Here is a 12,458-nt window from a genome sequence, read left to right as displayed (position 1 = left end):
CCTCAGCCGAGGTTTCAACGTGCTGTTGGATCATGGCGACGGCGTCGAGACCGCTTGGTACCCGGACGGTTCGATCGGTGTGCGGCACACCTGCGATCGCGGTGGTAAGCGCGGTGTGATCATCTGCGCGCCGCGCCTGGTGCTCAACGAGCCCAACGGCCACACCATCGTTTCCGGCGAGCATGAGCCGCTGACGGTTTCGCCGTCTTGCGGCTGCTCGGACTGCGGACTGCACGGCTTCATCCGCAATGGCCGATGGGAACCGTGCTGATGCCCGCCTGGCTGACGGTCGTCACAGCGCTGATCGTCCAGGTGAGCGGCACACCGTACATCCCCGGCGGTGACACCCCGGCGGGCACCGACTGTTCTGGGCTGGCCTCGTGGGTGGCCAACGCAGCCACTGGCAGGCCCATATTCGGGGACAGGTTCCACACCGGCAACGAGGAAGCCGCGCTCCTGGCGCGGGGGTTCCGGTACGGGAGCGCCCCGAACTCCCTTGTGATCGCCTGGAATAGCCACCACACGGCCGTCACCCTGCCTGACGGCACCGCGGTGTCCAGCGGCGAGGGCGGCGGTGTGAAGATCGGTGGGGGTGGCGCCTACCAACGCCAGTTCACCCACACCATGTACCTGCCCGCCGGGCCGACCTGATGGGCGGACTGCTGAACCCGCAGGTGCTGAACGGCATCGGTGTCGTCACCGTCATCGTGATCGTCGCGATGATCCTGCTGGTTTCGCTGCAGCGCGGCAGCCTGATCCTCGGTGTCCACCACCGGGAGGTGATCGCCGGCCGGGATCGCGAGATCGCCGCCCTGGAACGCGAGAACGCCGCGCTTCGGGCCAGCGACGAAAAGAAGGACACCACTATCGCGGTGCTGTCCACGTCGATCTCGGAGAAGACCGCCATCGAGGCCGTCAATGAACGCATCCTCACGGCCATTCGTGAAGGGCGGGCGGACTGATGTGGTTCTGGAATCGGGCTCGCGGCGATATTGCGGATGCCAGGCAGCGCGCTACGGACGCCGAGTTGCGGACGGTGGAGGCCCAACAGAAGAACGCCGACGCCGACCGCCGGCTACTGGCGGCGGCAGTAATGGACATCGAGTCTCGGCGGTCGACGGCTGGGCTGCGGCGGCAGCTCGAGCGCAACGGGTTCACTGAAATGTTGCAGGAATCGTGGGGTAAGAGGGGTCACGCGTGAAGAACACACCGCCGATATTGTTGTGGGCGTACTGGATTGGCGCGCTGCTGATCCCGGCTACGTTCATCTCCGATATCTGGCTCGACATCGACTACGAGCGCCTGGCGAATATCGCACTGGCCGTCGCTGCGGTCCTAGTCACCGCGTTCACTACCCTGTACGGGTTCCGGTCGAAGTGGTGGACCAACCTCATTGGCGCCCCGTACCTGGTGAAGTGTGTCGCGATGTCGGCGTTTCTGCTGCAGGCCGCAGCGTCGGTGTGGATCGAGTGGTGGGCTGCCGAGTTCGCGTTCCGCCAGCAGATCCGGTTCGTGATCTACACGTTCCCCGCGCTGATCTATGTGCCCATGATCATCATCTTGGTGCGCGAGCAGCAGAACGATCGACGTGAGGCGCGTGAAGTGACGGGTAAGTCGTTCCCGCCTTAACCTGACGTTCTCTCCGGGATCCGCCCCTCAGCCTCCGGCTGGGGGGCGGCTTTCGTCGTATCGTGGGCGCGACGATGAGCACGTATGTCACCAGCGTGACGCTGAGCATGGATGTCGATGAGGATGGCCGGCCGATGTGGCGTCTCGACTGGACGGAGAGCCGCAAGGGGCGGGCCGAGGCCTCGACGATGAGTCACTACACCGAGCAGGCGGCGCGCCGTCACGCCACCAGCCTCGTCGCGAAACGCCGGCCCGGGATCGCTCTCGCTGACGTCTTCATCGACGCTAGGGGCAGGTGAACGATCCGGTGTGCTCAAAGCACCACTGAGGGCCGCCCGGCTGGCCGGTGTCAGCCGTGTAGCCGTTTGGCCCGTACTGGCCGGGAACACCGTTGGTGCCGCTGTAATTCGATTGGTTCCACGGGGCTTGCCCGCTGCACGGGTTGTACCAGTTGTAGGCGCTGGGCTCGAGGTAGCAGCCGGGCAGGGGAGTGGCGGCAGCGGCGGGCGCGGCGATCAGCGACGCCACGCTGACCGCGGTGGTCGCTACCAATATCCGGATCATCTGCGCTGCGGTAGTGGGCGCGTCCGGGCCGGCGGGCAGGCGATTGAGAATCGGTCACTCGGCCGGCGCGGGTAGGGCATCGTCGGCAGCGGCGGGATTGTGGACCGCAGCTGGATCTGAGCGTGCTCGTAGTCGGCACGGGCGACCAGCGCGTTCCGCCGTCGCCACTCCCGCGCGATGGCGCGCACACCGGCCCAGCTGAGCGCCAGGGCGATCATGACAGCTGAGGAGACCGGGTGGACGCTCAGCATCATCCCCATGAAGACCAGAGCGAACAGGCCGCCAACGGTAGCCACTACCGGGTGACGGTCGGGCCAGCTCCCGTAGCTGCACGGCTCCTCGTGGCCGCAGCGCTGGCAGACGTGTTGTGTCATCTCAGCTCCTTCTGACTATCCGATTAGAGGGTGGTGCATATGCGGCAGCAGCGCGGCGTAAACGATCGAACCGAGCCACCACGCCAGAAGTCCCACTCCGACGATGGCAGCGGCCAGCAGGCCCCACCAGGCGGGTTCGGTGTGGGTGTACATGCCCTTGGTGAGGGCTGCGATGGACAGGATGGACACCATGCCGCCGACGATGAGGACTGTCAGCATTTGTGCTGCTGAGCGGCTGCAGCGAACTTTGCGGCCAGGGGTGAGTGACCCACTGGTGCTGTTGAAAATTTCAACCAACCCTCCGGTTTGCCCAGGTAGAAGCAAGTCCGTTTGCACCTGCTGTCTCGAACAATTCCGGCTGTGACCAGCGCCTATCGCTTTGCTCCTAAGGGTTCAATTCCCGGCAGCTCCACCGAACGAAAGACGGGCCAGGACGAAAGTCCTGGCCCGTCTTGTGTCGGCGCCTGTGTCAACGATTGCCCCGACGGCTCAGCCGTACTTGACGAACAACGCCAGCGCGTCGTCGATCTTCTGCTGGACGAACTTGTTGTCGCGTCCGTGCACCGCCAATCCGGCGCTATAGCCGGTGAGCTCGACGACCAAGTCAACGGGGTTGTCCGCCTCTTCGATCGCGTTGCGGTGCCCGAGCTCCCAGGGCCCGTCGAGTCGCACATCGAGGAAGCGGCGCTTCACTTCGGCGAACAACGAGCTCCACGCTCGCTCGCGATCACTCGTGCTGGCGGTCATCCGGCGAGCGTAGGTAGTGCACTACCTAGCAGTCATGCGTAGTCGACCACTCTAAATTCTCAGCTGTGTGATCCCAGGCACAAAAGTTTGCCCTGCCTGCACGCGGGGTAAAGCCCAGCATGCCGACTGTCCGCCTACCTGGCACCCTCGTGGCCTCTACGCGGGCTCCTCGCCGCTGGCTCGGGCTCGGCGCGTCGGCACTGCTGACCGCCGGCGTCCTGCTCGTCGCTCCCACTGCACTGCCCGTCGCTTCGGCCGCGGACTGCGCCGACGCCGAAGTGATCTTCGCCCGCGGCACCGATGAGCCCCCGGGCATGGGCCGGGTGGGTGACGCCTTCGTCGACGCGCTGCGCAAGCAGGCCACCGGGCTCAACATCGACAGCTACGCGGTGAACTACAAAGCCGGCAAGCTGCAGCTACACGGCGGCGACGGTGCCAACGACGTGATCTCCCACATCAAGCAGACGGTGTCGTCGTGCCCCGACACCAAGATCATCCTGGGCGGCTACTCGCAAGGTGCCAGCGTGATGGACATCGTCGCCGGCGTTCCGGTGGGCGGCATCCCGTGGGGTAGCTCGCTGCCGCCCGAATACGTGAAGAACATCGCGGCCGTGGCCACCTTCGGCAACGTCGCGACCCGCACGAATCAAGCGCTGCCGACGACGAGCGCCTTGCTCGGCAACAAAGCCATCGACATGTGCAATCCGGCCGACCCGATCTGCCACGCGGGTCCAGGCAATGAGTGGAGCGGGCACACCCAGGGCTACGTCCCGGGCTACACGGATCAGGCAGCGTCCTTCGCCGCGGCGAAGCTGCTGGCCGGCTACACCCAACACCTGCCCGGCTATGGGCCGCCGCCCGGATATGACCAGGCGACGACGGGCTACGGTCCGGCGACCATGGGCTACGACCCCGACAGCGCCTCGCACGGTCTGCCACCCGGGTACCCCGCTGAGGCGCCCGGGCCGACTGCGCCGGGGCCAGTGCCTGCCCCCGCGACGGTCGCGCCCACAACCGCGCCCACCTCGTCGTCGCAAACCGCGTTGGCCGCCGAACTTCACTAGCCGCTTATTGCGCGGACGTTTTCGCTTTCTGCTCGGCGGCATGGTCTTCGATCGCCTTGCCGATGGCGTGCGCGGCCCGGTCCACGAACTGCGTCCCGCTTGCGGTCACCCAGTCCCGCGACGCTTCCGGCCCCGTGAGCTGGCCGGTGAAATGAGGCATCACGTACTGCGCGAACAACTCGTAGCTGTGCAGCTTGGCCGCCGGTGGCGCCCAGTCGTGATCGAAAAGCAGGAACGCACCGAAGCCGCCGTCGCTGGCCTCGATGAGTTCCTCGATCTTGGCGATGGCGTCATCAGGCGTACCGATCACGGCGAAGCCCGATTCGCGGTTGTTGGCGATGATCTCGGCCACCGTGTCGCCCTGGACCGGACCCGCGGGCAGGATGTGGCTGAAGTAGCGGGAGAACTCGGCGATGCCGTATTCGACGTCACGCTCGGCCTGCTCGCGGGTGTCGGCCAGGTGCATCGGCCCGACGAGCCGCCACTGCGAGCGGTCGGCGACGTGGCCGTTCTCGCGCGCCACCTCCTCCCAGGTCGCCCAGTGATGCGCGAGCATGTTCATGCCCTGCCTCGCGGTCGCCGCGATCGACAGCATGCCGATGCCGTGCTTGCCGGCGCCGCGCGGCCCGGTGGGCGAAAACGACGCTGCGACAGCGACATCGAAGCACGGATCGCTGTAGGGCTTCAGTTGCAGGCGCGCGTCTTGAAGGATGAACCCGTCAGTGTGCATGGTCACGGTCTCGCCGCGCAGCAGCCGCATGATCGCGTCGAGACACTGCTCCATGCGTGGCCGCTGCTCGTCGGCGGGGATACCGAGCATGTGTGCGTCAGACGTCAGCTGTCCCGGTCCGCAGCCCAGCATCACCCGGCCCCGGGTGAGGTGATCGAGCAGCACCATGCGGTCGGCCAGCATCAACGGATTGTGGTACGGCAGCGAGCTCACACCCGTGCCGAGCTTGATGTGCTTGGTGCGTTCGGCGGCAACGGCGATGACCACCTCGGGCGAGGCGATGATCTCGAATCCCGCCGAGTGATGCTCACCGATCCAGGCTTCTGCGAACCCCAGGCGATCCATCGCCACAATCAAGTCGAGGTCGCGCTCGATCGCGAGAGTCGGGTTCTGCCCCGTCGGGTGGAAGGGGGCCATGAAGTTACCGAAGCGCATACGCCCGCACGCTACCGGGTGAGCACCGAATTCAAGCCCCGTCGCAGTTGCAAGGTTGCGAGAGTCAGCGGATTGTCGAATCGCTGGGGGAGTGCCAGTCGACGGGCGACAGGCACGAGCCGATCGAGCCGTCGTCGCGTGATCACCGCCGCCATGAATCCGGTGACGACGCCGAGGGCGAAGTAACCACGCACGCGGCGCTTGTTGCGCTGCCGCACGACCCCGGCGATGTAGCCGCCGAGCGCGGCGAGGGCGGCGACCCCGATGAGGACATAACTCACCGCTCCGACCGCATCCACGGTCCGATCACACCACCGTGAGGACCAAATCGGCAGAGCCCGGGAAAGGTCGTGACCGAACCGAGGACGCAGCGTTACCGTCAATTTGGCAGAGGCTCCATCCGGGCCTCGTCCCGACTATGTGCGATTGACTCGTTTGGCCAGGTCATGTTGCTAGGCTCCGCTTGGCAAGCAACGCCGACTGACGTCTTACGAGTTCGATTCGGAGCAGACGCTGTGGCCAACATTGTCATCATCAATCCTCGGTTTCAGGTGTCCTACTGGGGCCTGGAACACGCACTTCCGCTGCTCGGCAAGAAGTGCAATGTGCCGACGGCCTGCCTGCCGCTGCTGGCCGCGCTGACGCCCGACGAACATCACGTCACGCTCATCGACGAGAACGTCGAGGAAATCGACTTCGAGAAGGTCGCGCGGGCCGACATCGTCGGGCTGACCGGCATGATCGTGCAGCGCCAGCGCATGCGCGAGATCCTGGGCGAGCTCAAGTCCCGCGGCGTCTTCGTCGTCGTCGGCGGACCCTGGGTCAGCGTGCGGGAGGACTACTTCGACGGCCTGGCCGACGCGATCTTCGTCGGCGAAGCCGAGACCACCTGGCCGCAATTCCTGGACGACTGGGCGCACGGCCGGCACCAGTACCGCTATGAGCAAGCCGACCGCACCGATATGACGACGGTCCCGGTGCCGCGTTACGACCTGCTCAAGACCAAGAACTACGTCTTCGGCAGCATTCAGTTCAGCCGGGGCTGCCCGTTCCAGTGCGAGTTCTGCGACATCATCGTCACGTTCGGTCGCAAGCCGCGGCTGAAGACCAGCGCCCAGGTGATCGCCGAGCTGGAAGCGATGCGCAAGGCGGGCCTGTCGATCGGCTTCATCGTCGACGACAACCTCATCGGCAACAAAGCCGCCGTCAAGGTGCTACTGGCCGACGTCCACGCGTGGCAGGAACGCGAGGGCTATCCCTTGCAGTTCTTCACCGAGGCGTCACTGAACCTCGCCGAAGACGACGAGCTGATGGAGTTGATGGTCGCCGCCAACATCACGGTGGTCTTCATCGGTATCGAGAGCCCGAACGAAGACTCGCTGAAAGAGGCGAAGAAGTATCAGAACGTGAAAAAGGGCGGGACGATCGTCGACCGGGTCCGCAAGGTGCAGGACTCCGGCCTGGAAGTCTGGTGCGGCATGATCGTCGGCTTCGACAACGACGATGCCCGAATCTTCAAGGAACAAGCCGAATTCATCAATCAGACCGACATCATGCACGCGATGGTCGGCATGCTCGCCGCCATTCCCAAGACCCCGTTGCACGCGCGCCTGAAGACCGAGGGCCGCCTCGATCTCGACGACGAGCAGACGTTCGGCACCAACGTGATTCCGCTCAACATGAGTCGCGACGAGTTGCGGGACGGCTACATCGCCCTGATGCGAGACCTCTACGACCCCGACTCCTACTTCGAGCGGCTCGAAAGTCTCTATCTGACACGCAAATTCGACTTCGGACGGGCCCGTAACGCCTACCTGAACGCCCATCCGTGGCGGCGCAGAAAGGCGCAGCTGCTCGACGGCGGCCGCGCGTTCGGTCTGTTCCTGCTGTTGATGAAGAACGTGCCGGATCAACACCTACGGCAGGTCTATCGGCGTCGGATGTGGAAGATGCTGCGCAGCCGGCCCGATCCCGGCGTCTTGTTCGTCAGCGTGGTCAAGTGCGCAACGCACTACCACCACTACACGATGTCGCGGGAAATGTCCGAGCGCCGAACGCTGGTCAATACCTTCTAGTTCTGCTCGCCGGCGCTTCCGGTGACCTTGTCCAGGAAATCCACAGCAAGTACTCGGACAGGCACATTCGTCGCCTGACTCTGCACGCGCAGCACATCGAACGCCTCGTCGGCATCGATGCCCCGCATCGCCATCAGCACGCCCTTGGCCTGCTCGATCGGTGCCCGCGTCTGTAGCACGCGCTGGATCGACTCCGCGGTGTCCTCGGCGGACTTGAACCGGGCGAAGTCGCCGATCGCCCGGGATACCGCGGTGGTCAACAGGTCCAGGATCTCGGCATCGAGGCTGTCGAAGGCGTGAAACGCCCGCCCGTACAAATTGAACGACCCCAGCGTCAGGTCGTCGGTATACAGGGGAGCGGCCAGGAAGCTGTGGACGCCCTCGGTGCGCGCGGCGGCCGCGAAGGCCGGCCAGCGTTGCATCGCGTCCTCGGAATCGAGCAGCACGATACTGCGGGTGCGCGCGGCGTGCAGGCACGGGCCGTCACCGACCTCGTACTGGTCGCTGTCGATGCGCAACGTGCGCTCATCGGTGTGGACCGCGGTATAGGTCAGACCGCCGAGGTCGATGGTGATGCCGGTGTAGTCCGCACCCTCGATCGCCTCGTGCGCGATGGCCGCGACCTGCTGCAACAGGGTCAGGAGGTCGTTTTCGTCGGCGATGCTGCGGCCGGCATCGACCAGCATCCGGCCCAGAGCGGCAGGCGAGATGGTCTTGCGGATGGCGGCGTCGACCACGATCTCGGCCGCCTGTTCGGTTTCGGTGCCATCCAGGACGTCGGTCGGGATGGAGTCTTCGACGCGTGGATCGCTGGTGTCGTCCATGTCGCTGAGTGTCCCACTACTGGGCCGTTCGGGGGGTAAATGGGACGCTAGGGGAGCACAGTGTGCATGAGCATTACGTTGTAGGCCGACCAGAGCGAGAGGTTGTAGTACAGCTCCCGGCCCGTCGACCACGGATGCAGGAACGGCGCGTAGATGCCGCCGGGGATCTGCATCGAGGACACCAGCATCTGCTCGGGGCCCCACGGTCCCTGCGGTGCCGGCGCAGTGCGCATCACGACGTCGTTGTTTCCGTTGCAGTACAGCACCAGGTACTGCTTCAGATAGTTGTTGAACTGGGCCGACATCTCGCCGACCGGACCCGGGATCACCGGCGTCGCCGCCGCCGGGCTGCCGGGCACCCAGGAGTTGGAGTCGGCGTTCCAGTACTCGTACTTGGTCAGGTCCGGGATGAGTCCCGGGCTCACCCGCGCGACGTAGGCCGACCCGCCGCGTCCGTTGGGGGTTCCGAACGAGTAGATGTAGGGATCTCCGGGGCCGGGCTTGAGGAAGGCGCCCATCTGGAACTTCTCATTGCCGTTGGTCGGTTGGCGCACGGTGTTGGGGTAGACGCCCCACGTCTCACCGTTGTCGGTCGATGTCGCGATCGCCGAGTAGTTGGTGGTCCATGCGCCGTAGTTGTCCCAGCTCCTGATGGACATGAAGTTCATGAATTGGTTCTGCCCGACGGCGACACCCGAGGTCGGGATGATGCCCGTCTCTTCCGGCGCACGGTTGATGCTGTTGATCACCTGCTTGGCGATCCCGGGTCGCCACACTGGCGAGCCGGAGTATTTGTTGCCGACGGCCCCGTCGGGCACCGCGACCGTGTTGGCCAGCGAGCCGTCGGTGCTGCGCATCAGCACGTTGTAGCGCCACTGCTTACCCGGGATCCCGCAGAACCCGTTCGTATCGCCGAAGGCCATCAGCACCTGCCGGCGAGCGGGATCGCCGTTGTCCCACATGATTCCGAGGTCGGTTCCGGTGACCGCGAACTTCTGGATGGTCTGGTTCGGACTGTCCGGTCCGGTCACCCAGCCGACGACCGAGGTCCCCGGCGGGGCGGTGGACGGTGCCGGTTGCGCCGCGGCCGGCGCGGGGGCGGGCTGCGCGGGCGCCGGTTTCGGTGACGGCGCGACGGCGGCCTGCTTCTGCACCTGCCCGGCATTGGGCATGAATGCGTTGATGAGCATCTTGCCCAATGCGGGAAGGGGCGCTTGGTCATTCGCGCCGACGGGTTTGTGCCCGATAGGGCGGTCGAAGGGTGCGATCGCCGACGGGTTCGGAATCTGGAAGGCCTGGTTCGCCGCGGGTTGTGCTGCGGCAGAGGCGCCCTCACAGGGATCCGCGTTGGCTGCCGGCGCCGCGATGCCGGTGGCCGCGCACAGCCCGACGACGAGCGCCGACGCCAGTGGCAGCGGAGACATACGGGGGCGCGGCGACACGGCACACCTTTCGGGGCGGGACGTCGCTGTGACGTCTGTTATCCCATGTGACGATAGGGAGCCGTGAGCCCCTTGTGACCAGTCCTGCATCGATAGGTATTCATCCGTGACCGTGTCGCAACCTGGGAGACCGGCTTTGGGCTAATCTGCCCATGACGAACGAGGGGGAGCAATGAATCGTGGACTGTGCGCGATAGCGGCCGTCGCGCTGGCGGTCGGACTCACCGGAACCGCCTGCGGCAAGTCTGACACGGGCAGCACCGCGACATCCACGTCGAGCGCGGCGCCGGTGGCGGCCGACCAGCTCCCCGGTCTGGTGCCCACGCCGGCGAATACCGGAGACAAAAAGGGTCCGGATAGCATCGGCGACAACGGAATTCACCTGCACTTCGAAGTCAACTCACCGCCGAGTGACGCGATGGCTGCGTTCAAGTCGGCGCTCACCGACAAGGGCTGGGCGGTGACGACCATCGTCACCTCGGGTGGCCCGGGTGGTGGCGGTGCCACGTACACGGGCACCAACGGCGCCGCCTACGGCGTGTTCGACGGAGGTGGCTTCAACACCACGACGTTCATCAACGTCTGCGTCTGGCCGTCAAAGCCGGCCGACCCCAATTGCACGCGTAGCTGATCGCGCGAATTCAGTTCTTTCCCGAGAAGGATTCGCGTGATGCGCCGTGTGGTAGCGCTTGCCGTTGCTGTCTTGCTCCTGTTCACCTTGCCTGCCACGCAGGCTCCTGCCAGTCCCGATCCGCCCGGTGCCTTCACATTCGGTGGGATCCAGCGCACCTATTTGTTGCATGTGCCCGCGGGCCTGCAGAAGCCGAATGGACTGGTACTGAACCTGCATGGCGGCAGCCAGACGGGGCCCAAGCAGTCGGCGGAGACCAACTTCAATGCTGTCGCCGACAAGTACGGCTTCATCGTGGCCTACCCCAACGGCGTCGATCTCAGCTGGGCCGACGGCCGCGGTGCGTCGAAGCCCGACCGGCAGGGTGTCGACGACGTCGGCTTCCTGGCCGCGCTCATCGGCCGGCTGTCTCAGGCCTACGGCGTCCCGGCCGGCCGGGTGTTCGTCACCGGGATGTCGGCGGGAGCGTTCATGACGAACCGGTTGGCCTGCGAGCGTGCCGATCTCGTTGCCGCGATCGCGCCGGTGTCGGGCACACTGGGCAGCACTGTGCAGTGCAACCCGTCGAAACCTGTTGCGGTGCTGGCGGTTCACGGCACCAAAGACTCGGTGGTGCGCTATACCGGCGGGCGGATGATCGGCCGTGGCGGCGCGAGCACCGTCGTGGCGGCGCCGACGATGGCCGACCGCTGGCTTGCCTTCGACCACTGCCCGCCGGCGGTCCAGGCGCCGATCCCCGGCGGGGAACGTCTGTCCACCACGGGTTGTGCGGCCGGCACCGAGGTCGCCTTCGTCACGATCGACGGCTGGGGACACACCTGGCCGACGTCGCCTGCCGCCAGGTTCGACGCCTCCGCGGCCATCGGGCAGTTCTTCGCCGCCCACGCCCGCTGAGCTATACGAGGTCTGCCGCTTCGGTGATCTGTTCGGGGGTGCGGGCGCCGATGACCATCATGGTGACGCCGGCGGCTTCCCAGGCGACGATCTGTTTGCGCACGTAGTCGATGTCGCCGACGATCGCGGAGTCATCGACCAGTTCGTCGGGAACAGCCTTGGCGGCTAGTTCTTTTCCGTGCTTACGGTCACTGCGGAACAGTCGGGTGACTTCGTCGACGACGTCGGCATAGCCCATGCGGCGGTAGACGTCGGCGTGGAAGTTGGTGTCCTCAGCACCCATTCCGCCCATGTAGAGCGCCAGGTGCGGCTTGATGAGGTCCAGGATCGAGGACCGGTCGTCGGTGATGACGACCTGGGCGGTGGCGCAGATTTCGAAGTCCTCGCGCGAGCGCCGGGCGCCGGGGCGGGCGAAGCCTTCGTCGAGCCATTCGTTGTACATCGGGGCCAGCCGCGGTGAGTAGAAGATCGGCAGCCAGCCGTCGCAGATCTCGGCGGCCAGCGCGACGTTCTTGGGGCCTTCGGCGCCGAGCATGATCGGGATGTCGGCGCGCAGTGGGTGCACGATCGGCTTGAGCGGCTTACCCAGTCCGGTGGTTCCCTCGCCGGCCAGGGGCAGCGGGTAGTGCGGGCCCGCTGACGTGACGGGGGCTTCCCGGGCCCAGACCTGGCGGATGATGTCGATGTATTCGCGGGTGCGGGCCAAGGGTTTGGGGAACTTCTGCCCGTACCAGCCCTCGACGACCTGCGGGCCCGAGACACCCAGGCCGAGGATGTGGCGCCCACCGGAGAGGTGGTCCAGGGTCAGCGAGGCCATCGCACACGCCGTGGGGGTGCGCGCCGAGAGTTGGACGACCGAGGTGCCCAGCCGCATCCGGGTGGTTTCACGCCCCCACCAGGCCAACGGGGTGAACGCATCCGAACCCCATGATTCGGCGGTGAACACCGTGTCGAAGCCGGCTTCTTCGGCCACCGCCACCAACTCCGCATGGTTGGTGGGAGGTTGAGCACTCCAATAGCCAAGCTGCAGACCGAGTTTCATACCATCC

18 protein-coding genes and 1 pseudogene are annotated in these 12,458 nt (G+C 65.8%); 10 read left to right on the top strand and 9 right to left on the bottom strand.

Going from position 1 to position 12,458, the window contains the following annotated elements:
- The first annotated feature begins 19 nt into the window (after positions 1-19).
- The 6 genes and pseudogenes from EV580_RS06470 (at position 20) to EV580_RS06445 (ending at position 1,928) form a co-directional block, all read left to right on the top strand.
- Entirely contained in the window at positions 20-271 is a 252-nt protein-coding gene (locus EV580_RS06470) for a hypothetical protein (RefSeq protein ID WP_133690233.1), read from the top strand.
- Positions 256-636: pseudogene (locus EV580_RS06465) on the top strand (peptidoglycan endopeptidase); the annotation flags it as partial. The gene EV580_RS06470 and the pseudogene EV580_RS06465, both read left to right, overlap by 16 nt.
- Before the next feature lie 14 nt (positions 637-650).
- Positions 651-962 carry a hypothetical protein gene (locus tag EV580_RS06460; protein WP_133690232.1) on the top strand — a complete coding sequence of 104 codons (312 nt, stop codon included), beginning with the start codon at positions 651-653 and terminating at the stop codon, positions 960-962.
- Positions 962-1,201, top strand: coding sequence for a DUF7620 family protein (locus tag EV580_RS06455; protein ID WP_133690231.1), 240 nt, complete (start codon positions 962-964; stop codon positions 1,199-1,201). Before EV580_RS06460 ends, EV580_RS06455 begins: the two co-directional genes overlap by 1 nt.
- The gene (locus tag EV580_RS06450; protein ID WP_286171471.1) at positions 1,198-1,629 is read left to right on the top strand and encodes a putative phage holin; all 432 of its coding nucleotides are present in this window, start codon (positions 1,198-1,200) and stop codon (positions 1,627-1,629) included. Before EV580_RS06455 ends, EV580_RS06450 begins: the two co-directional genes overlap by 4 nt.
- A gap of 74 nt (positions 1,630-1,703) precedes the next feature.
- Positions 1,704-1,928 (top strand): hypothetical protein, encoded by a 225-nt coding sequence (locus EV580_RS06445; RefSeq protein ID WP_133690230.1) that lies wholly within the window; start codon positions 1,704-1,706, stop codon positions 1,926-1,928.
- On the opposite strand, the gene EV580_RS06440 is transcribed toward EV580_RS06445, so the two are convergent.
- The 4 genes from EV580_RS06440 to EV580_RS06425 form a co-directional block, all read right to left on the bottom strand.
- Positions 1,915-2,193: a hypothetical protein gene (locus EV580_RS06440; RefSeq protein ID WP_133690229.1), complete on the bottom strand. Its 279-nt coding sequence runs from the start codon at positions 2,191-2,193 to the stop codon at positions 1,915-1,917. The genes EV580_RS06445 and EV580_RS06440 overlap by 14 nt on opposite strands.
- On the bottom strand, positions 2,190-2,567 hold the full coding sequence (locus tag EV580_RS06435; RefSeq protein WP_133690228.1) for a hypothetical protein: 378 nt from the start codon (positions 2,565-2,567) through the stop codon (positions 2,190-2,192). The genes EV580_RS06440 and EV580_RS06435 overlap by 4 nt, the downstream gene beginning before the upstream one ends.
- 15 nt (positions 2,568-2,582) lie before the next feature.
- Positions 2,583-2,786: a hypothetical protein gene (locus tag EV580_RS06430; protein ID WP_133690227.1), complete on the bottom strand. Its 204-nt coding sequence runs from the start codon at positions 2,784-2,786 to the stop codon at positions 2,583-2,585.
- A 270-nt stretch (positions 2,787-3,056) separates the two neighbouring features.
- The gene (locus EV580_RS06425) at positions 3,057-3,314 is read right to left on the bottom strand and encodes a hypothetical protein (RefSeq protein WP_133690226.1); all 258 of its coding nucleotides are present in this window, start codon (positions 3,312-3,314) and stop codon (positions 3,057-3,059) included.
- Between the two features lie 119 nt (positions 3,315-3,433).
- Between EV580_RS06425 and EV580_RS06420 the strand changes: the two genes are divergently transcribed.
- Entirely contained in the window at positions 3,434-4,378 is a 945-nt protein-coding gene (locus tag EV580_RS06420; protein WP_133690225.1) for a cutinase family protein, read from the top strand.
- A gap of 4 nt (positions 4,379-4,382) precedes the next feature.
- Here the strand turns inward: EV580_RS06420 and EV580_RS06415 are convergent, their stop codons facing one another.
- Both EV580_RS06415 and EV580_RS06410 read right to left on the bottom strand, forming a co-directional pair.
- Entirely contained in the window at positions 4,383-5,543 is a 1,161-nt protein-coding gene (locus EV580_RS06415; protein ID WP_133690224.1) for an LLM class flavin-dependent oxidoreductase, read from the bottom strand.
- An 11-nt stretch (positions 5,544-5,554) separates the two neighbouring features.
- Positions 5,555-5,842, bottom strand: coding sequence for a hypothetical protein (locus EV580_RS06410; protein ID WP_133690223.1), 288 nt, complete (start codon positions 5,840-5,842; stop codon positions 5,555-5,557).
- A 216-nt stretch (positions 5,843-6,058) separates the two neighbouring features.
- Between EV580_RS06410 and EV580_RS06405 the strand changes: the two genes are divergently transcribed.
- Positions 6,059-7,618 (top strand): B12-binding domain-containing radical SAM protein, encoded by a 1,560-nt coding sequence (locus tag EV580_RS06405; RefSeq protein WP_133690222.1) that lies wholly within the window; start codon positions 6,059-6,061, stop codon positions 7,616-7,618.
- Here the strand turns inward: EV580_RS06405 and EV580_RS06400 are convergent.
- Together EV580_RS06400 and EV580_RS06395 are read right to left on the bottom strand one after the other, a co-directional pair.
- Positions 7,615-8,442, bottom strand: a complete 828-nt coding sequence (locus EV580_RS06400; protein WP_133690221.1) for an ANTAR domain-containing response regulator — start codon at positions 8,440-8,442, stop codon at positions 7,615-7,617. The two genes, EV580_RS06405 and EV580_RS06400, sit on opposite strands and share 4 nt — an antisense overlap.
- Before the next feature lie 47 nt (positions 8,443-8,489).
- Positions 8,490-9,884 (bottom strand): glycoside hydrolase family 183 protein, encoded by a 1,395-nt coding sequence (locus EV580_RS06395; protein ID WP_286171470.1) that lies wholly within the window; start codon positions 9,882-9,884, stop codon positions 8,490-8,492.
- Between the two features lie 172 nt (positions 9,885-10,056).
- Between EV580_RS06395 and EV580_RS06390 the strand changes: the two genes are divergently transcribed.
- Positions 10,057-10,515, top strand: coding sequence for a hypothetical protein (locus EV580_RS06390; protein WP_133690220.1), 459 nt, complete (start codon positions 10,057-10,059; stop codon positions 10,513-10,515).
- A 39-nt stretch (positions 10,516-10,554) separates the two neighbouring features.
- Positions 10,555-11,409 carry an extracellular catalytic domain type 1 short-chain-length polyhydroxyalkanoate depolymerase gene (locus tag EV580_RS06385; protein ID WP_166654594.1) on the top strand — a complete coding sequence of 285 codons (855 nt, stop codon included), beginning with the start codon at positions 10,555-10,557 and terminating at the stop codon, positions 11,407-11,409.
- 1 nt (position 11,410) lies between these two features.
- Here EV580_RS06385 and EV580_RS06380 read toward each other — a convergent pair whose 3' ends face one another.
- A complete protein-coding gene (locus EV580_RS06380) occupies positions 11,411-12,451 on the bottom strand; it encodes an LLM class F420-dependent oxidoreductase (RefSeq protein WP_133690218.1) in 1,041 nt (346 codons plus the stop codon).
- Between the last annotated feature and the right edge of the window lie 7 nt (positions 12,452-12,458).

This window comes from Mycobacterium sp. BK086 (assembly GCA_004362315.1).
Classification (GTDB): Bacteria; Actinomycetota; Actinomycetes; order Mycobacteriales; family Mycobacteriaceae; genus Mycobacterium.
The sequence above is the reverse complement of the archived record's forward strand: the minus strand, read 5'-3'. Positions and strand labels throughout refer to the sequence as shown.